The sequence below is a fragment of the Comamonas sp. UBA7840 genome, from assembly GCF_002501455.1.
In the GTDB taxonomy this organism is placed as follows: domain Bacteria; phylum Pseudomonadota; class Gammaproteobacteria; order Burkholderiales; family Burkholderiaceae_C; genus Comamonas; species Comamonas jiangduensis.
In genome coordinates, this window is sequence record NZ_DLTI01000012.1 from 1 (window position 1) to 18,703 (window position 18,703).

Annotated in this window: 19 protein-coding genes, 2 tRNA genes and 1 pseudogene; 16 read left to right on the forward strand and 6 right to left on the reverse strand. The window is 56.3% G+C overall.

Annotated elements, in window-relative coordinates:
* Together B3R00_RS02195 and B3R00_RS02200 are read left to right on the forward strand one after the other, a co-directional pair.
* Positions 1 to 254: pseudogene (locus B3R00_RS02195) on the forward strand (hypothetical protein); the annotation flags it as partial.
* A 79-nt stretch (positions 255 to 333) separates the two neighbouring features.
* Entirely contained in the window at positions 334 to 837 is a 504-nt protein-coding gene (locus B3R00_RS02200; protein ID WP_286997180.1) for a hypothetical protein, read from the forward strand.
* A gap of 113 nt (positions 838 to 950) precedes the next feature.
* On the opposite strand, the gene B3R00_RS02205 is transcribed toward B3R00_RS02200, so the two are convergent.
* Together B3R00_RS02205 and hrcA are read right to left on the reverse strand one after the other, a co-directional pair.
* Positions 951 to 1,027: transfer RNA gene (locus B3R00_RS02205), tRNA-Ile, on the reverse strand.
* A gap of 52 nt (positions 1,028 to 1,079) precedes the next feature.
* Entirely contained in the window at positions 1,080 to 2,087 is a 1,008-nt protein-coding gene (gene hrcA, locus B3R00_RS02210) for a heat-inducible transcriptional repressor HrcA (protein ID WP_219163791.1), read from the reverse strand.
* 29 nt (positions 2,088 to 2,116) lie between these two features.
* On the opposite strand from hrcA, the gene B3R00_RS02215 reads away from it, so the two are divergent.
* The 5 genes from B3R00_RS02215 (at position 2,117) to B3R00_RS16335 (ending at position 6,457) form a co-directional block, all read left to right on the forward strand.
* The gene (locus B3R00_RS02215; protein ID WP_286997181.1) at positions 2,117 to 3,019 is read left to right on the forward strand and encodes an NAD kinase; all 903 of its coding nucleotides are present in this window, start codon (positions 2,117 to 2,119) and stop codon (positions 3,017 to 3,019) included.
* A 2-nt stretch (positions 3,020 to 3,021) separates the two neighbouring features.
* Positions 3,022 to 4,677, forward strand: a complete 1,656-nt coding sequence (gene recN / locus B3R00_RS02220) for a DNA repair protein RecN (protein ID WP_286997182.1) — start codon at positions 3,022 to 3,024, stop codon at positions 4,675 to 4,677.
* Between the two features lie 17 nt (positions 4,678 to 4,694).
* Positions 4,695 to 5,594 (forward strand): RNase adapter RapZ, encoded by a 900-nt coding sequence (gene rapZ / locus B3R00_RS02225; RefSeq protein ID WP_286997183.1) that lies wholly within the window; start codon positions 4,695 to 4,697, stop codon positions 5,592 to 5,594.
* 123 nt (positions 5,595 to 5,717) lie between these two features.
* A complete protein-coding gene (locus tag B3R00_RS02230) occupies positions 5,718 to 6,074 on the forward strand; it encodes a transposase-like zinc-binding domain-containing protein (protein ID WP_286997184.1) in 357 nt (118 codons plus the stop codon).
* Positions 6,023 to 6,457 (forward strand): IS1 family transposase, encoded by a 435-nt coding sequence (locus tag B3R00_RS16335; RefSeq protein ID WP_376747639.1) that lies wholly within the window; start codon positions 6,023 to 6,025, stop codon positions 6,455 to 6,457. The genes B3R00_RS02230 and B3R00_RS16335 overlap by 52 nt, the downstream gene beginning before the upstream one ends.
* A 55-nt stretch (positions 6,458 to 6,512) precedes the next feature.
* On the opposite strand, the gene mutY is transcribed toward B3R00_RS16335, so the two are convergent.
* From mutY to mutM, 3 genes are all read right to left on the reverse strand, one after another.
* Positions 6,513 to 7,586 carry an A/G-specific adenine glycosylase gene (mutY, locus tag B3R00_RS02235; RefSeq protein ID WP_286997185.1) on the reverse strand — a complete coding sequence of 358 codons (1,074 nt, stop codon included), beginning with the start codon at positions 7,584 to 7,586 and terminating at the stop codon, positions 6,513 to 6,515.
* A gap of 41 nt (positions 7,587 to 7,627) precedes the next feature.
* On the reverse strand, positions 7,628 to 9,589 hold the full coding sequence (locus tag B3R00_RS02240; protein WP_286997186.1) for a dynamin family protein: 1,962 nt from the start codon (positions 9,587 to 9,589) through the stop codon (positions 7,628 to 7,630).
* An 89-nt stretch (positions 9,590 to 9,678) separates the two neighbouring features.
* Complete coding sequence (mutM, locus tag B3R00_RS02245; protein ID WP_286997187.1) at positions 9,679 to 10,497, reverse strand: bifunctional DNA-formamidopyrimidine glycosylase/DNA-(apurinic or apyrimidinic site) lyase; 819 nt, start codon at positions 10,495 to 10,497, stop codon at positions 9,679 to 9,681.
* A 141-nt stretch (positions 10,498 to 10,638) separates the two neighbouring features.
* On the opposite strand from mutM, the gene B3R00_RS02250 reads away from it, so the two are divergent.
* The 7 genes from B3R00_RS02250 (at position 10,639) to pth (ending at position 16,370) form a co-directional block, all read left to right on the forward strand.
* Entirely contained in the window at positions 10,639 to 12,315 is a 1,677-nt protein-coding gene (locus tag B3R00_RS02250; protein WP_286997189.1) for a tetratricopeptide repeat protein, read from the forward strand.
* Positions 12,316 to 12,318: 3 nt separating this feature from the next.
* A complete protein-coding gene (locus B3R00_RS02255) occupies positions 12,319 to 12,846 on the forward strand; it encodes a lipoprotein insertase outer membrane protein LolB (RefSeq protein WP_286997191.1) in 528 nt (175 codons plus the stop codon).
* A 37-nt stretch (positions 12,847 to 12,883) separates the two neighbouring features.
* Positions 12,884 to 13,741: a 4-(cytidine 5'-diphospho)-2-C-methyl-D-erythritol kinase gene (ispE, locus tag B3R00_RS02260; protein WP_286997378.1), complete on the forward strand. Its 858-nt coding sequence runs from the start codon at positions 12,884 to 12,886 to the stop codon at positions 13,739 to 13,741.
* 42 nt (positions 13,742 to 13,783) lie between these two features.
* Positions 13,784 to 13,860: transfer RNA gene (locus tag B3R00_RS02265), tRNA-Gln, on the forward strand.
* A gap of 42 nt (positions 13,861 to 13,902) precedes the next feature.
* Positions 13,903 to 14,862: a ribose-phosphate pyrophosphokinase gene (locus B3R00_RS02270; RefSeq protein ID WP_286997192.1), complete on the forward strand. Its 960-nt coding sequence runs from the start codon at positions 13,903 to 13,905 to the stop codon at positions 14,860 to 14,862.
* 128 nt (positions 14,863 to 14,990) lie between these two features.
* Entirely contained in the window at positions 14,991 to 15,608 is a 618-nt protein-coding gene (locus B3R00_RS02275; protein ID WP_286997194.1) for a 50S ribosomal protein L25/general stress protein Ctc, read from the forward strand.
* 120 nt (positions 15,609 to 15,728) lie between these two features.
* A complete protein-coding gene (gene pth, locus B3R00_RS02280; RefSeq protein ID WP_286997195.1) occupies positions 15,729 to 16,370 on the forward strand; it encodes an aminoacyl-tRNA hydrolase in 642 nt (213 codons plus the stop codon).
* Positions 16,371 to 16,435: 65 nt separating this feature from the next.
* Here pth and B3R00_RS02285 read toward each other — a convergent pair whose 3' ends face one another.
* Positions 16,436 to 16,696, reverse strand: a complete 261-nt coding sequence (locus tag B3R00_RS02285; protein ID WP_286997197.1) for a YfhL family 4Fe-4S dicluster ferredoxin — start codon at positions 16,694 to 16,696, stop codon at positions 16,436 to 16,438.
* Positions 16,697 to 16,885: 189 nt separating this feature from the next.
* On the opposite strand from B3R00_RS02285, the gene B3R00_RS02290 reads away from it, so the two are divergent.
* A complete protein-coding gene (locus B3R00_RS02290; RefSeq protein ID WP_286997198.1) occupies positions 16,886 to 17,848 on the forward strand; it encodes an ABC transporter permease in 963 nt (320 codons plus the stop codon).
* Positions 17,845 to 18,690, forward strand: coding sequence for an ABC transporter permease (locus B3R00_RS02295; protein ID WP_286997199.1), 846 nt, complete (start codon positions 17,845 to 17,847; stop codon positions 18,688 to 18,690). Before B3R00_RS02290 ends, B3R00_RS02295 begins: the two co-directional genes overlap by 4 nt.
* Positions 18,691 to 18,703 lie beyond the last annotated feature (13 nt).

Sequence of the window (18,703 nt, forward strand, 5' to 3'; positions counted from 1 at the left end):
TTCTGCGTGGAAATCAACAGCTAGAAGAGATGACAGGGGTTCCTGCGGCTAGTTGGAAAAATTTTTGGAGCAGAAAACAACGCCCCACTGTTCAGATGATTGAGACGGCTGCAAAACAATGGCCGCAATTCGCTTTGTGGTTAGCAACAGGCTGCACCGACGAAGCAAACGGACACAGCGCGCCGGACACCGCTTGGGGGCTAAATCCTGGCACTCGGGCTGACCCTATCCTTGAGAAAGAAACGGAGACTTAGCCGAAGTAGCAGGCTGTCCAAGTGGAGTGGTGAGCTGTCCAGATGAAATCAGAACACTGTCCACCAAACATTGAAACCAGTGACCATCAAGGCTGGAATCTGCAAAAGACCTATAGCTGCTGAAATTACCCTGCATAGAATCCCCAAAGAGGAGATATCTATGGAAATATTAATGGTCGTTGTCGGTGCTATCAGCGCAATTGCACCGCTTGTATTTGCTTTCCTGACCTGGAAAAGCTCTCAACGTCGTAAGGCAAAAATAATTTTGCAGGGCTGGTTTGACTCACTAAAACGATGGTGTGAGTACGGCATCTATTTAATCAGTGGGCTATTTGCGACAACTTATCTGTACGTCTATGTTCAATCAGAAGAGCCTCCCACCAGAATTCAGAACGTCTTGATGGTTGAGTGCATATTCTTGCTATTTGAGTTTGGAATCATTGCCGCATATGTGTACTGCACAAAAAAGTACGGCAACAAGCGAGAACAACAAGACGCGCGGATCGAAAAATTAGAAAAACAAATTCAATTGCTTAGCGAAAGCTCAAACAGAAGCAAAAAACTAGAGCTGGAGCCAGCTTGAAGGCAACAAGACACCCTGCAAAGAGCAGATGCACCTGAGTCAATGCGTGGACACTCCGTTGACAGTACAAATGAAAAAACGGGTTACAATTTCTCGTAACCCGTTGAATTCATTGGTAGGGCGTGACAGACTTGAACTGTCGACCAAAGGATTATGAGTCCTCTGCTCTAACCAACTGAGCTAACGCCCCAACCGGGTTTTGCTCATTCGTTGGAACGCACAAAACTCTCGCATTGTAACGGCTAGCGTTGGTGGCTCAGCGCATTACTGACTAACTTGGAGGTAATGTCCACAATCTGAATCATCTTGTCGTAATGCATGCGCGTAGGGCCGATCACCCCCAAAGTCCCCACCACCTGCCCATCCACCTCATAAGGCGCGCTGACCACTGACAGCTCCTCAAACGGCACCACTTGGCTCTCCCCGCCGATATAGATGCGCACCCCTTCGGCTTTGCTGGAGAAATCGAGCAAGCGCAAAATTTGGGTCTTTTGCTCAAACAGATCAAAAGCGCGGCGCAGATTGCTCATATCACTGGAAAAATCACTCACCGCCAGCAAATTACGCTCACCAGAAATGATGACCTGCTCTTGCGGCGCTGGTGTCATGACTTCTGCACTGACGTTCACAGCGGCTTGCATCAGGCTGGCGACTTCGCCGCGCAATTGCTCCACCTCTTGCTGCATACGCTCGCGCACCTGCTCCATATCAAGCCCTGCATAATGCGCATTGATGAAGTTCGACGCTTCCAGCAACTGCGTCGACGAGAACTCCACATCGGTAAATATCACGCGATTTTGTACATCGCCTTGCGGGGAGACGATGATGACCAGCACCCGCCGCTCTGACAGCTTGACGAATTCCAGGTGCTTAAACACCGAGCTGCGTCGAGGCGCCATCACCACGCCAACAAACTGCGACATGTTCGAGAGCAGTTGCGCGGCATTCGCGATGACTTTTTGCGGCTGCTCAGCCGGCAGTTCTGGAGCAATCAAGCCACTGTTTTGTACAGTGAGCATGGTGTCGACAAACAAGCGGTAGCCACGCGCTGTGGGAATGCGGCCTGCCGAGGTGTGGGGACTGACGATCAGCCCCATCTCCTCCAAGTCAGACATAACATTGCGAATGGTTGCAGGCGACAATTCCAAGCCAGAAGCGCGCGATAACGTGCGCGACCCTACGGGTTGGCCGTCCGAGATATAGCGCTCGACCAGCGCTTTCAACAACAACTTGGCACGTTCATCGAGCATGTTTTGATTTTAATGATGTAATTTCCGATATGACGTCCAAGTTTCGCCATGTCGCACTGGTGGGTAAATACCAGTCCGCCACCACTTCCGGCACTGCTACAGAGCAGTCTCGCCACATTCTCCAAGGTATTGCAGATTTTCTGCGCGAGCAAGGCTGTGAAGTCGTGCTGGACGCTGAAACAGCACTCCACACCGGGCTACACAGCAGTTTTGCCTCACTGGATGTCGACGACCTGGGTCAGCATTGTGACCTGGGTATTGTGGTGGGCGGCGATGGCACCATGCTGGGGATTGCGCGCCAACTGGCCAAGCACAACACGCCGCTGATTGGGATCAACCAAGGCCGTCTCGGCTTTGTGACCGATATTCCCCTGAAAGATTACCCGCAAGCCCTGCTGCCCATGCTGCACGGCGAGTACGAACAAGAGTCTCGCCCTTTAATGCATGCCCGTGTGGTGCGCAACGAAGAAACCGTGTTTGAAGCGCTGGCAATGAACGATGTTGTGGTCAACCGCGGCGGCACCTCGGGCATGGTGGAGTTGCGTGTCGAGGTAGATGGTCGTTTTCTGTCAAACCAGCGGGCCGACGGTTTGATCGTGGCCACGCCGACAGGCTCTACCGCCTACACCTTGTCGGTGGGCGGCCCCTTGATGCACCCCTCCATTCCAGCGTGGCTGATGGCGCCGATTGCCCCGCACACGCTGTCTAACCGCCCTATCGTGCTGTCTGACCAGACCGAAGTGATGATGGAAGTGGTGAGTGGGCGCGACATCAGTGCCAACTTCGACATGCAATCGCTCGCCTCGCTGCTGCACGGCGATCGCATCTACGTGCGCCGCTCCGAACACAGCGTGCGCTTTTTGCATCCTGTCGGCTGGAACTACTTCGCGACGCTGCGCAAAAAGCTGGGCTGGAACGAGGGAGGCTACTGAGCATGGCCCTCAAACGCATTGCCCTGCGCGACTTTGTCATCGTGCAGCAGCTGGAGCTGGATTTGCACACCGGTTTTACCGTGCTGACCGGGGAGACCGGCGCGGGCAAATCCATCTTGATTGATGCGCTGCAACTGGTGCTGGGCAGCCGTGCTGACTCTGGCGTGGTACGTGAAGGCGCAACGCAAGCCGACATCAGTGCCGAGTTTGACTGCCCCGACCACCTGCAGCACTGGCTGCAAGAAGGCGGCTTTGCGCTGGAAGAAAGCCTGCTGCTGCGCCGCGTGATTGACAGCCAAGGGCGCAGCCGTGCTTGGATCAATGGTGCCCCCGCCACCGCCACGCAGCTGCGCGGCTTGGGCGAAGAGTTGCTGGACATCCACGGCCAGCACGCCTGGCAAAGCCTGACACGCGCCGATGCCGTGCGCGAACTGCTGGACGCGTATGCCAACGTCAGCACGCAAGCATTGCGCCAGCACTGGATGGTCTGGCGCGCTGCAGCCAAGGATTTGGAACACGCCATCGCGGCGCAAGACACGCTGCAGCGCGAACGCGAGCGTCTGCAGTGGCAGATTGGGGAACTGGACAAACTCAGCCCTGGCATGGAGGAGTGGGACGAACTCAACACCCAGCACACCCGCCTGTCACACGCGCAAGCGCTGCTGGAAGCGGCGCAGGGTGCGCTACACCTGCTGGAAGATGATGAAGCTGGCGCCAGCACGCCGCTGAGCCGCGCCCAAGACATGCTTCAAGATCAAGAGCACCTAGAGCCCGAATTTCAAGCGATTGCAGACGTTTTGGCCTCCAGTCTTGCGCAGATCAACGACGCCCAACATTCGCTGCAAATCTATTTGCGCCGCACCGAGTTAGACCCGGACAAACTCGCCGAGCTGGACGAGCGCCTATCGCTGTGGATGCAACTGGCGCGCCGCTACAAGCGCACGCCGCAAGAGCTGCCCAGCCTGCTGCAATCGTGGCGTGAAGAGTTGCGCCAGTTAGACGCCGTGGTAGACATTGGCCGCCTGCGCAAAGCCGAGCAACAAGCCAGCGACGCCTACCACGCCGCTGCGCGAGAGCTGTCACTGGAACGTGCCAAGGCTGCCCCCAAACTCTCGCGGGCCATCACGCAGGCCATGCAAGGCCTGGGCATGCAAGGTGGCCGCTTTGAAGTGCAGCTGGACAAGCTGGCAGAACCCAGCCCCCACGGTATGGACAGCGTGCAGTTCCTGGTGGCGGGCCACCCGGGCGCCACGCCCAAGCCAATTGGCAAAGTAGCCTCTGGCGGTGAACTCTCGCGCCTGTCGCTGGCAATTGCCGTGACCACGAGTGAACTGGGCCATGCAGGCACTTTGATTTTTGATGAGGTAGATTCAGGCGTGGGGGGCGCTGTGGCCGAAACCGTGGGCAAGCTCATGCGCGCCTTGGGCAAAGACCGCCAGGTACTGGCGGTCACCCACTTGCCGCAGGTGGCCGCCTGTGCCGACCACCATTACGTGGTCGCCAAAAAACGGGACAAAGCGGGCACCAGCAGCACCGTCACCCCCACCGACACCGCCCAGCGCGAGCGAGAAATTGCCCGCATGCTGGGGGGCGAAAAAATCTCTGACACCACCATGGCGCATGCACGCGAGATGCTGCACGCCGCCAACACGCCTTGATGGAGCCACGCCAAGCCATGACAGATTTAGAAATTGTGCTGATTACGGGAATGTCAGGCTCGGGCAAATCCGTGGCTTTGCACGCCCTGGAAGACGCCGGTTACTACTGCGTGGACAACCTGCCGCCCGAGCTGCTGGAAGACTTTGTGCGCCTGCAGCACGCCCACCACGGCAAGCGCGTGGCGATTGCGATTGACGCGCGCAGCGCCACCAGCTTGCCCAATTTGCCGCGCGAGCTGGAGAAGCTGCAGCGCCTCAAAGCCTCGGGGCTGCACCTGCATGTGGTGTTTCTGGATGCTTCCACCGCTACCTTGGTGCGCCGCTTTTCCGAAACGCGCCGCCGTCACCCCTTGTCGCAGTCCGAAGGCCCGGACGGGCGCCAAGACCTGGTGCAAATCATCGAGCGCGAGCGCGAGTTGCTGGGCGACATTCGTGAGTACGCCCATGTCATCGACACCAGCAACATCCGCGGTGCACAGTTGCAAAGCTATATCAAAGCCCTGCTCAAAGCGCCCACCAACCAGATGACGCTGGTGTTCCAGTCCTTTGGTTTCAAACACGGCATTCCTGTCGATGCGGACTATGTGTTTGATGTGCGCATGCTGCCCAACCCGTATTACGACGCCGAACTGCGCCCCCTGAGCGGCAAAGACGAGCCCGTACAGCACTTTTTGCGCCAGCAACCTGATGTGGGTGCCATGCAAACGCATATTGCGCAGTTTCTCGACCACTGGCTGCCCGTGCTCAATGCCAACCACCGCAGCTATGTCACTGTCGCCGTGGGCTGCACGGGTGGGCAGCACCGCTCGGTGTATCTGGTGGAGCAACTGGCGCTGCGCTACCAGGCCCAGTGGTCCACGTTGCGCCGCCACCGCGAGATGGACAGCCGCGCACTGGCACAGACACCATCCCACTAAAAATTTTAAAAAAGAGAGCTTATAGCGCTTGATTTCTATAGGTTTCAGATATTTTTACGGGATTGCGCATGAGGTATGGAGATGGTGCGAAGCGCTATATTCCATGCCTTTTCCCGTTCCGCCATGCAATGCCCTCGCTGCAATCACCATCACACACAAAAGATTGGCCTGAGCCGCCACAAACGACAAAGATGGATGTGCATGGGATGTCGCCGAACCTTTGGTGACAAGGACTTGCGCCTCATCGATCCAAAGATCAAAGCACTGGCCTTGGCGATGTATGCCGAAGGTATTGCCGCAAGAAAAATCGAACGTCTATTGCACGTGAGCCACAACGCAGTGTTAGGTTGGGTGCGCAAAGAAGTTGCTGGCAAAGCACTTCAAGCGCCAACAGCCAAAGATCTATCGGTCATTGAGGCCGATGAGATGTGGAGTTATGTGGGCTCAAAAAACAGCCCATCTGGCTGTGGTGGGCAATAGACAGGACAAGTCACCAGATCGTCGGTTTCGCACTTGGGGAGCGAGGAACGAAAACAGCCAAAGTGCTTCAGCCTCAACTACCTATGGATGCGCATATTCATTACTGCACGGATGCACATCGGCCTTATAAGGCCATCATCAAGGCTGAGCAGCACACGGTAGGCAAGGCTCATACCCATCACATTGAGAGTTTGAACAATAAGTTGCGTTGGTACTTGGCTCGGCTTGGGAGAAAGACGCATGCATATAGCAAGAGCGCTACCGCGCTCTTGCATTCGCTGCTATTTGTCTGGCAGCGCAAGTTTGGGGCATCGTTGAAGCCCCAAACCGGGTACTTGCTGAGCAAACGATTGTGGGATCAAGATATTCAAATACCTATTTAGCAATCCCATTTTTACACCTGAAACCCAATATATATAAGCGCCGCCAGCTCTCTTTTTATAGCGCCTCCAGCAATTTACGCACCGGGGCAGGCAACCCCAGCTGCGGCCAGTCTGCGCCAGACTGCCAGCTCCAGCCCTGCACAGCTTGGCCCAGCGCAGGCTGCGCCCCTGCCACATCCACCACCACCGGGTGTAAAAACAAGTCGCGGTGCGTCAGCACATGCAGCTGTGCGGGCCAATCCTGGCGCGCCGTGGCAGCCAGGCCCAGCGCAGCCCAGCCTTCCTCCAGCGCCTGTGCACTGGCATATACCGGTGGGCTAAAAAGCCCGGCCCAAATACCGGTGTCTCCCCCAGTGGATGGGCGCCGCTGCAAGCACACATGGCCTGCTGCGTCGCGCAGCACAAGCAGCCACCACGCTTGTGTGCTGCGTTTGGTTTTGCGCGTTTTTACCGGATAGCTGGCTGCATTCCCTTGCTGCGCCGCTTGGCATTTGGGCTGCAAAGGGCACACCAAGCACGAAGGGTTGCGCGGCAAGCACACCGTGGCACCCAAGTCCATCAGACCCTGGGTGTAGCGCGGCATGGTGTTGTGCAGATCCTGTGCGGGCAGCAAATCCTCTGCCAGCGCCCACAAGGCTTTTTCATGGCGGCTGCTGGAGAGGTCTTCGCCATACGCCAGCACCCGTGTGAGCACACGTTTGACGTTGGCATCCAAAATGGCTGCGCGCTCCCCAAAGCAAAACGATGCAATCGCTGCAGCCGTAGAGCGGCCAATGCCCGGCAACGTAGCCAGCACTGCAGCCGTGCGCGGAAAAGCGCCCCCATGCTCGGCCACCACCGCCTTGGCACATCGGTGCAGATTGCGCGCGCGGCTGTAATAACCCAGTCCGCTCCACAGCGCCATCACATCATCTTCAGGCGCGGCAGCCAAACTGGCCACATCCGGGAACTGCTGCAAAAACCGCTCGTAATAACCCAAGACGGTAGTGACCTGGGTTTGCTGCAGCATGATTTCAGACAGCCATACGCGGTAGGGATCACGGGTTTGCTGCCAAGGCAGATGGTTACGGCCATGGCTGGCCTGCCACTGCACCACATCCGCAGCGATCAAAGGGTTGGAATGACTCAAAGGAGAAAGAGAAGGCTAAAGCAAAAAAATCAACGCAGCTTTCACGCGGTCTGCTCCGTCGCACCGAGCTCCTGCGCTGCAGGCTCAGCGGGTTGCAGCAGTTGCTGCATCCATTGCCCCAGGCGCTGTTCCAGCAAATGGAGCTGCTGATCGGACGACTCAATTTCAGCAATGCGCTCCATCAGCCCACTGGCCGCTTCGTTGATGCGGTCTACCGCTTCAATACGCCGTGCAAAGCTGCGTTTGCGTTCTTTCAATTGTGCGTCAAGCTGTGAGGTCGCGCTTTTGCTCCATAAATCCAGGTCATTGGCTGCGGATTCAAACACCGCACGCAGCCGCATGCCCAAAGCCTTGACCATGCGTTGCCCAAACAACGGATTGGCAAGTTTGAGCGCATGGCCAAAGCCCAGGTACTGCAAATAGCTTTCTTCAATGTTGGCCAGTTCACGGTCAAAGTCATGCAGTTGCAAGTCCGCCGGTAGCTGCAGCGAAAACCCAAACTCCGCATTCAGGTCTTTGAACGTAGCGCCAAGCATGGCCTGAATTTCCGCCGCAGCCACTTTGGCTTGCTCGCCCAGGCCACGCAAACGCTCAAAGGTGGAGGCATAAACTTTGCGCACGCCCATTTTCAAGCCCGAATGCTCCAGTGCACTGCTGAGCTGCTCCAGCTCTTTGCGCAGCGATGTCGCACCCAAAAGCTGAAACGCTTGGTTCATCAGCTTTAAATGCACCGAGCGTACCGCCAAAATTTTTGCCGTGCTGGCCTCAAACGTGCGCTGCTCTTGCTGAATACGTTGGCGCATGTTCTCAATCACCGTGGCGTTCTTACCCCGCAGGCTGCGCAGCTCCAGCATTTGCTCATCCAAATCGCGCTGGCGGATGTGGATCGAACGCAGCACCTGCGCTTGTAACTGCGCCACACCCTCAACTACCACATTGCGCAAAATAGTTTGGCGATGCGCCAAAATGCCTTGCGCCAGCAGATCCTCAAACAGCGGCAGGCCACTGCTTTTAAGGAGCGCAGCATTGCTTTCTATCTTTGCCATCAGCCCCTTTTGGGCAGACAAAGGCACGATCCGGGCAGGATCAATCTCCAGGATCTGTGCGCTTTGCGCACGCTGGCGATTGAGCTGCACTTGCACCTCGGTGCCTGAATCCAGACTGCTCCACAAGGTGTCGATTTTGTTGAGCACCACCAGATGCGCATCACCTTCACGATGACAAGGCAGCAAATGCTCTTTCCAGATCGATAAATCTGACTTCGTCACGCCGGCATCGGCTGCCAGCAAGAACACCACGGCATGGGCTTGCGCAATCAGGTTGACGGTCAGTTCTGGCTCCGTGCCCACCGCATTCAACCCCGGGGTATCCACAATCACAAGCCCTTGCTTGAGCAAGGGGTGCGCCATATTGATCAGCGCATGGCGCCATTTGGGAATTTCCACCATTCCCTGCGCATCGCACACCGGGTTTTCCGCCCCGGGCGCATCGCTCCAAAAGCCCAAAGTTTGCGCCTCTTGCACTGACACCTTGCGCACCTGTGCCACATGTGCCATGGCATAGGCCAGTTGATCGGCATCATGCACATCCAAGGGCAGTTGCACCCACGTGGAAGGGCGGCTGCGCCACTCTGCCAAGCTGTAAGGCTGCGCACGCGTTTCTACCGGCAACAAACGCAAACATGCAGGCAACGCAGCGTCGTAACCCAGTTCGGTCGGACACATGGTGGTGCGCCCAGGCGATGCCGGCATGATGCGCCGCCCATAGTGCGCAAAAAACACCGCGTTAATAAGTTCTGATTTGCCCCGCGAGAACTCCGCCACAAAGGCAACGCACACCTTATCGCCGCGCAGCAGGGCCTCTAGCCGCTGCAAATGATCTTGCACTGCCGCGTCCAGCAAATCTTGTGCAGCCAGCCAGTCACTAAAAGCCGCCATCTGGCCCGCAAAACCTTTGCGCCAATGGCCAAACCGGTCAAATTGCTCGCTAAATGAAGGGCCCACAATCTCTCCCTCGTTGCAGTGTTATGGCAGTAAGCCCTCCAATATAGCGCCAGCGTTTTGTAGGGGTCATGGCGCCATTGCCGATTTCCTCAAGCTTTTTGACAATACGCACAGTAGTACGTGCTGCGCTGCCCTTGCCGCAACAGCCTGATGGGCTTGCCACAATGGGTACAAGGCAACCCCGCACGGTCATATACCTGGGTTTGTGTCTGGAAGTGCCCCGGCATGCCGTCGGCACTGGAAAAGTCGCGCAACGTGGTTCCACCCCGCTCCACGGCAATCGCCAAAATCTCACGAATGGCTTGGAACAAGCGCTTGGCTTTTTGCACACTGATAGTGTTGGCAGCAACCGTGGGCGCAATGCGGCTGGCAAACAAGACTTCGGAAGCATAAATATTGCCCACCCCTACAACCAACTTGCCTCCCAACAGCAATGGCTTGATGGGTGATCGGCTGGACTGCAGCCCCGCGTAGAAACGCTGCCAGATGAAATGTGCCTCGTCCAGAGGCTCCATCCCCAAACCATCCAGCAATTTGCGCGCAACAGGATCACTCTCGCCTTGTGTCGCAATCACAGCGCCAAAGCGCCGAGGATCATGCAAGCGCAAGCTACCTTGGCTCGTATGCATGTCAAAGTGGTCATGCTTTCCCAGCGCAGGCAAATCACTTGCAAAGCGCAGGCTGCCGGACATTCCAAGGTGAATCATCAACATGCCGCGATCAAGATCCAGCAGCAAATATTTACCCCTGCGGCGCACTTGCTGCACCGTCGCACCCACCAAATGGGCAGGCTCACAACCCAGCGCCCAGCGCAAAGGCTTGCCTAAAGTGACAGAGACAACTTGCGCCCCCTGAATTTGCTGGGCAAAGCTTCGGCGGGTAACTTCAACCTCTGGAAGTTCTGGCATCTGATCATTTCGCTCACAACAATGAAATGCTTGGATTATTATGAGCCGATGGTCTCCACACTCCGCAATTGGCGCTTGGCCCTTATTTCCGTACTTGTTTTCGGAACATTGCCCGCATGGTCGCAAGAAGCGCCCCCATCCTTGGATCCAAACGCCGAGGCTTTGCAACCTTCGCCTGCCGATGAGGCCGCTGCACTGGATGCGGAGTTGTTTTACGACCTCTTGGTGGGAGAGATGGCCGCCTCCCAAGGCGATGCTACCAATGCCATCGCTTTGCTTATGGATGCTGCGCGCCAAAGTCAGTCCCAGCAGCTCTACCAACGCGCTGCCGAAATTGCCTTGCAATCGCGCTCCGGCCAACAAGCCTTCATTGTGGCCAACGAGTGGCAAACCAATTTCCCGCAATCGAGAGATGCCAATCGCTATTTGCTGCAAATTTTGTTGCGACTCAATCGCATTTCTGAATCGCAAGAGCCTTTATCGCGCGAAGTGGCATGGACGAACAACGCAGCCAAGCCTGCAACTTATCTCGCGGTTGCGCAGCTTTATAGCCGTGCAACGGACAAAGCCTTGGCGGCAGCCGTCGTAGAGCAAGCCCTTCAACCGGACCTGCAAAACCCAGACCTTGCGCCTGCGGCATGGGCCACGATCGGTCACATGCGCATCAATGCCAACCAAAAAGACTTTGCGCTGCAGGCGCTGGTACATGCCTACGCACAAGGCCCACGCAACGGTGCAACGGCTTTGTTGGCTTTAGAGCTGATGGAAACGGGCATGCCTTCAGCAGAGGCCATGGCGCAAGACTACATGCGCGACAAGCCTGCTCCTACCATTCAAATGGCGTATACGCGGGTATTGATGGGCCAAAACCGCTGGGACGATGCCCAAAATCAACTCACCCCCTTGCTCAAAGCCAACCCAGACATGGTGGATGCCTGGATGGCACAAGCGAACATTTATGCCCAAAACGGCAAATGGCGCAAAGCACAGCAAGCCATGCAGCGGGTAGAAAACATTGCCCAAGACATTTCCAACGAAGCACAGCGCAGCTATGTCTTGTCCCAAGCGTATTTACTGGGCGGGCGCATTGCGCTTCAAGCCAAAGACTATGCGCTGGCACTTCAGTGGCTAGAGAAAATCCCTGACAACGAAGCCTTGCTGAACGTCCAAAGCCTCAAAGCACAATCGCTGGCCAAACAAGGCAAGCTGGCACAAGGACGCGCGCTGATCCGTGCGACACCTGCAAGAAACGACGCAGAAGCGATGCAAAAGCGCCAAGCAGAAGTCGCCTTGCTGCGCGAGAACAATGCTCCTCAAGAGGCCTATTTACTGCAACTCACACTGCACGAGCAGTTGCCCAACGACCCCGATATTGCGTATGAAACGGCTATCTTGGCCGAGCGTGCAGGCAAAGTCGATGCGATGGAAAACATCCTGCGTGACCTGATTGCCAAACACCCCACGCACCACCATGGACTGAATGCTCTGGGCTATTCATATGCCGATCGTGGCATCCGTTTACCCGAAGCCAAATCATTGATCGAATCCGCACTGCAACTGGCGCCCGATGACCCATTCATCACCGACAGCCTCGCCTGGGTCGAATTTCGCATGGGCAACAACAGCAAGGCTTTGGAACTGCTGGAAAAAGCCTACGCCCAGCGCGAAGATGTAGAAATTGCTGCGCATTTGGGCGAAGTGCTGTGGAGCATAGGCAACAAAGAACGCGCTCGCGCCGTATGGCGCCAAGCGCTGGAGCGCGATGCAGACAATGAAACGCTGCGCGCCACGTTGAACCGTTTGCAAGTCAGGCCTTAAGCCATGGTGAAAGCCCGCAAGCATTTCCCTGTACAAGGGCTGATGGTTTTGGCACTGGCAAGTGCTGCGGCTCTTTCGGGCTGCAGCGCCTCCCCTGCCCTGAAGACCTCACAGGCACAAATTGCCCACAGCTGGAGTGGCCGCCTGGGTTTGCAAGTCCTTGATCCTTTGGCACAAGAGCAGTCATTCAGCGCCTCTTTCCACCTGCAAGGCACGCCGGTGCAAGGTCGCCTGGACATTTTCAACCCACTGGGATCTCAAATTGCCCAGCTACAGTGGCAGCCTGGACTGGCAACACTGCAGCAAGGTGATCGCATCACCCCTTCCGACTCGCTGCACGCACTCTTGCGACAAAGTCTGGGGACGGCATTGCCACTAGAGGCACTATTTGGCTGGCTGCAGGGCCTGGCAGTGACAGCCGATGGCTGGCAGGTTGACCTCAGTCGCCATGCCGAAGGGCGAATTACTGCGCAGCGCATCACCCCGCTTCCCCAAGCCACTTTGCGTGTGGTTTTACAGCGCCCCGAATAACTCACAGCACCTCCGTGCATACGCTTTAGCTTTCTCCATGCGCAGTCTTTACGACGTCCCGGCTCCCGCCAAACTCAACCTGTTTTTACACATCACCGGCCAACGTGCAGATGGTTACCATCTGCTGCAGTCTGTTTTCATGCTGATCGACTGGCAAGACCTGCTGCACTTCGAACACCTTCAAAGCACTGAAATCTCTCGCTTAGACCTCAACCCTCAGGCCCAACTTCCTGCAGATGATTTGTGTACGCGCGCAGCCAAAGCGCTGCAAACCGCAACGGGTTGCACACAAGGTGTGCGCATTTCCATCGAAAAAAGCATTCCGTCCCAAGCAGGCATGGGCGGTGGCTCATCCGATGCGGCATCTACACTGATGGCACTGAACCGCATGTGGAATCTCAACCTCAGCCGTGCTGATCTGGAACATATAGGTGTGCAACTCGGCGCAGATATCCCTTTTTTCATCCGTGGCCGCAATGCATGGGTAGAAGGCATCGGCGAACAAATTACGCCTTTATCTGGCACAGCCACCCTGCCACCAAGCAGCTTCTGGGTCATCAAGCCCGAAGCCGGTCTCACCACCCAGAGCATCTTTGGCTCGCCCAGCCTGCAACGCAATACAAAGCCTGCTATAATCGAAGACTTTGCTGCAGATCACTATGGCTTTGGCCACAACGACTTGCAGCCAGTTGCTGAAGCACTTTGCCCCGATGTAATGGAAGCCAAACGTTGGCTTAACTCACAAGGGATGCGTGCTATAATGACAGGCTCAGGAAGTGCAGTGTTTGCACAAAAATGCAAAGATTTTGATTTACAAGCTGCATCCAGCAACTGGCAAATCAAGCTTTGCAACAATCTGGAAAAACATCCTTTGCTGCATTGGGTGCCAGAATAAAAAGCTACCGGTTCATTGTTATCGATGACAATTGACCAGTGTAGGGGAGTCGCCAAGTTGGTTAAGGCACCGGATTTTGATTCCGGCATGCGAGGGTTCGAGTCCTTCCTCCCCTGCCAAATATCTTCATGCGTTCAAGCAAACCCAATACTGGGAAGCTCATGCAATCCAACAATTCTGAATTCGTGGTTTTTACGGGCAATGCCAATCGCAGCATGGCCGAAGAAATCGCCAAACATCTTGGCGCGTCTTTGGGCGCTGCAGATGTTGGCCGTTTCTCTGACGGTGAAGTGACCGTAGAAATCAAGCAAAACGTTCGCACCCGCGATGTGTTTGTGGTGCAGCCTACTTGCGCCCCGACCAATGACAACCTGATGGAGTTGTTGGTGATGGTGGATGCTTTGAAGCGCGCGTCCGCCCAAAGCATCTGCGCAGTGATCCCCTACTTTGGTTATGCCCGTCAAGACCGACGTGTGCGCTCTACCCGCGTTGCAATTACTGCCAAGCTGGTAGCCAACATGCTGCAAGCCGCTGGCGTGAATCGCGTGCTGACCATGGATTTGCACGCCGACCAAATTCAGGGGTTCTTTGACATTCCCGTGGACAACATCTACGCATCCCCCGTGTTGCTGGGTGACCTGAACCAGAAGAAGTACGAAGACCTGATCGTCGTTTCTCCTGACGTGGGTGGTGTGGTGCGTGCTCGTGCACTGGCCAAGCAACTGGGTTGTGATCTGGCCATCATCGACAAGCGCCGCCCCAAGGCCAACGTCTCCGAAGTGATGCACGTGATTGGTGACATCGATGGTCGCAACTGCGTGATCATGGATGACATGATCGACACTGCCGGTACACTGGTGAAAGCCGCTGAAGTGCTCAAGCAGCGCGGTGCGAAGAATGTGTATGCCTACTGCACACACCCCATCTTCTCGGGTCCAGCCATCCAGCGTATTTCTGAAGGCAGCGCTTTGGACGAAGTTGTGGTGACCAATACCATTCCTCTGAGTCCTGCTGCCCAAGCTTGCAGCAAGATTCGCCAACTGTCTGTGGCACCTTTGTTTGCTGAAACCATGAACCGTATTCAAAACGGTGACTCGGTCAGCAGCCTGTTCCAAGACTAAATTTTCCTTCGGGAATCTGCATCAGCCTCCTTCGGGAGGCTTGCGTTTTCCGGAGTTTCATCCAAGGCTTGTGCCTTGGTTATCAACCGAGTGGGACTGGTCGCGGTCCACTCATATTGGAGTTAGTTATGCAAATCGTCGCAACATCGCGCAATCTGCAAGGTACGGGTGCGAGCCGCCGCCTGCGTATTTCCGGCAACACACCTGGTATCGTTTTCGGTGCTGGCCAAGAAGCCCAGAAAATTGAAATCAACCACAACAACCTGTTCCACGCGCTGAAGAAGGAAGAATTCCACACTTCGATCCTGGACCTGGAAGTTGACGGCAAGTCCACCAAGGTTGTTCTGCGCGATGTGCAGTTCCACCCTTTCCGTCCTCTGGTTCTGCACGTTGACTTCCAACGCGTGGACGAGAACACCAAGGTGGAATCCAAGGTTGCTCTGCGCTACGAAAACATCGAGCAGTCTCCTGCCGTTGCTTCCGAAAACGGCACTGTGACACCTCTGATCACAGAAGTTTCCGTGCTGGCAACTCCTGCGAAGACTCCTGAGTTCATCGCTGTGGACCTGTCCAAGCTGACTTCCAAGATCATCCCCGGTCTGCAAACTGTGAAGGCTCCTGCTGGCGTGAAGATCATCGCTCGCGGCGCTAACAAGAACCCTGCTCTGGTGGCTGTGAAGTTGCCCGAAGCTGCGGTTGCTGCACCTGTGGCTGCTGCGCCTACAGACAAGAAGAAGAAGAAGTAATTTTCTCTTTCTGTCACTCACAGCTTGTAAAGGCTGTGAGCAAAACAAATGGCCCACTCTGTGGGCCATTTGTTTTGCTGGGTGATACGACGTCTCTAGTCCTGATTGGATAATCCTCACATGATCAAACTGTTTGTGGGCTTGGGCAATCCCGGCCCGGAATACGAAGACACACGCCACAACGCCGGCTTTTGGTGGATTGATGGCTTGGCCCGTGAGCTCAAAGTACAGTTGCAGCCCGAGCGCAGCTACTGGGGTTTGGTCGCACGCGCCAATGTGCAAGGCAATACGGTGTGGTTGCTGCAACCCCAAACATTCATGAACCTGTCGGGCAAATCCGTCGGTGCCTTGGCACGTTTTTTCAAGATCAAGCCCGAAGAAGTGCTGGTGGTTCATGATGAGCTGGATTTTGAACCCGGCCAAATCAAGCTCAAAAAGGGCGGCAGCCATGGCGGCCACAACGGCTTGCGTGATATTCACGCCCAGTTGGGCAGCCCAGAGTACTGGCGTTTGCGCGTCGGTATTGGCCACCCCGGGCAAAAAGGAGAGGTCTCGGGCTGGGTACTCAAAAAACCGCCCCAAGATCAGTGGAACGCCATCCAAGAGCAGATTGATCGCAGCCTGAAGGCATGGCCATTGCTGGTGGCGGGCGACATGGACAAGGCAACGGTACAAATCAATACCAACAAGCCACCTCGCCCCAAACCAGCGCGCAAGCCAGCGCCACCGACAGAAGCCTCCGGCCCTGCAACCGAAGAATAAAAAAATAGCTGCTAGCGCTTACTGCATAAGCGCTAGCAGCCAATTTCATTGATATTTGAAAAGTTTTAGCTTTGGGCAGCTTGCGCCTGCAAGCGCTCAAACTTTTGCAGCAAAGTCTCTCGGCTTTCCACAAACTCGGGGTTTACAGGAATGCATGAGACCGGGCACACCTGCATGCACTGAGGCTCCTCAAAATGACCGATGCATTCGGTACACTTGCGGGGGTCGATCTCATAGATCAGCTCCCCCATGTAAATGGCATCATTGGGGCACTCTGGCTCGCATACATCACAATTGATGCATTCATCCGTGATCATTAGCGCCATTACACGCCTCCTTGGCACAAGGCCGCGCCAACGGTGGCCGCACGGTCATAGGTGTTCAACACAGGGGACATAGGCGCAATTATCGTGCCCCGCATCGTCTACTGGATATCTGGCGCACACTTCCATGCTTTGCACTGTGGGATTTGCCGCTATGCTCTGTGCCCGCTTCCCCTTGACCGCTTTGTTTCCATGAGTGTTTTTCTCCTCCAACGACTGCTGACGCTGATTGCCACCCTGCTGGGAGCATCTGCCGTAGTGTTCGCGGTGCTGGAAATTTTGCCGGGCAATGCCGCGCAGGTGCTGATGGGGCCAGATGCCGACCCCGAGGCCGTGGCTGCCATGGCCGAGCAACTGGGGCTAAACCAGCCTGCGCTGCAGCGCTACATGGAATGGATGGCCGGGTTTTTCACGGGTCATCTCGGCAACAGCTATGCCTACGGCTCACCCGTGTGGGAATTGGTGCAAGAGCGCTTGGCACTGACACTGCCGCTGGCAGTGCTGGCCATGGTCATCACCACGGTGCTGGCCTTGCTGGCTGGGGTGTACGCCGCGTCACGACACAACAAGCTGGGCGACATCGGCATCATGGGCCTGGCCCAGCTGGGCATTGCCATCCCCAACTTCTGGTTTGCCATCCTGCTGATCCTGCTGTTTTCGGTGAAGCTGCAATGGTTTTCGGCTGGCGGCTTCCCCGGCTGGAGCGCTGAGATGGGCGGCGGTTTCTGGCCCGCGCTCCAAGCCCTGCTGCTGCCAGCCATTGCTTTGGCGGTGGTGCAGGCTGCCATTTTGGCGCGCATCACCCGCTCTGCCGTGCTGGAGGTGCTGCGCGAAGACTTTGTGCGCACTGCCCGTGCCAAGGGTTTGAGCCAGCGCGCGGTGCTGTGGGGCCATGTGCTGCGCAATGCCTTGATTCCCGTTATCACCGTCATGGGCCTGCAGTTTGCCAATTTGCTGGCGGGCACCATCGTGGTGGAAAACGTGTTTTACCTGCCCGGCTTAGGCCGTTTGATTTTTCAGTCGATTGCCAACCGCGACCTGATTGTGGTGCGCAATTGCGTGATGCTGCTGGCTGCCATGGTGATCTTTGTGAACTTTGTGGTGGATGTGCTGTATGCCGCCATTGACCCCCGCGTGAAAGCCAGCGATCTATGAACCAGCCCCGCACCATATTGCAGCGCGGGCTGCACCACCCCAGTTTTGTGATTGGCGGCATCCTCACCCTGGCCTTGCTAGTGGGTGCGCTGCTGTCTTTTATCTGGACGCCCTGGAGCCCATATGCCATGAATATGGAGGCCAAGCTGCTGCCACCCAGCCCCCAGTTCTGGATGGGCACCGATGCTTTTGGCCGCGATGTGCTCTCACAAATCATGGTGGGGGCACGCAGCTCGATTGCCGTGGGCGTGATTGCTGTGGGTATCGGGGTGGTGTTTGGCGTTAGCTTGGGCTTGTTGGCCTCTGCCCTGCGCGGCTGGGTGGAGGAAGTCATCATGCGCATGTCTGACTTCACCTTAGCCTTTCCGGCCATTTTGTCAGCCATCATGATGACCGCCGTGTTTGGCCCCAGCATGGTCAACGCCATCATCGCAATTGGCATCTTCAACATTCCTACCTTTGCACGCATTACCCGTGCCTCGGCCAATGCCGTGTGGGCGCGCGAGTACATCATGGCTGCACGCGCTTGCGGCAAAAACCGCTTCAGCATCACGCTGCAGCACGTGCTGCCGAATATTTTGGGCGTACTCACCGTACAAGCCACCATCCAGTTTGCACTGGCCATTCTGGCGGAAGCTGCCCTCTCTTATCTGGGACTGGGCACCCAGCCGCCGCAACCATCGTGGGGACGCATGCTCAGCGATGCCCAGACCCTGATGTTCCAAGCACCGCTGCTGGCCGTGTTTCCCGGCGTAGCCATTGCGTTGTCTGTGTTGGGGCTGAATCTGCTAGGCGACGGCCTGCGCGATGTGATGGACCCGCGCCTGTCGCGCCAACGCTAAATGCCGTAAGACC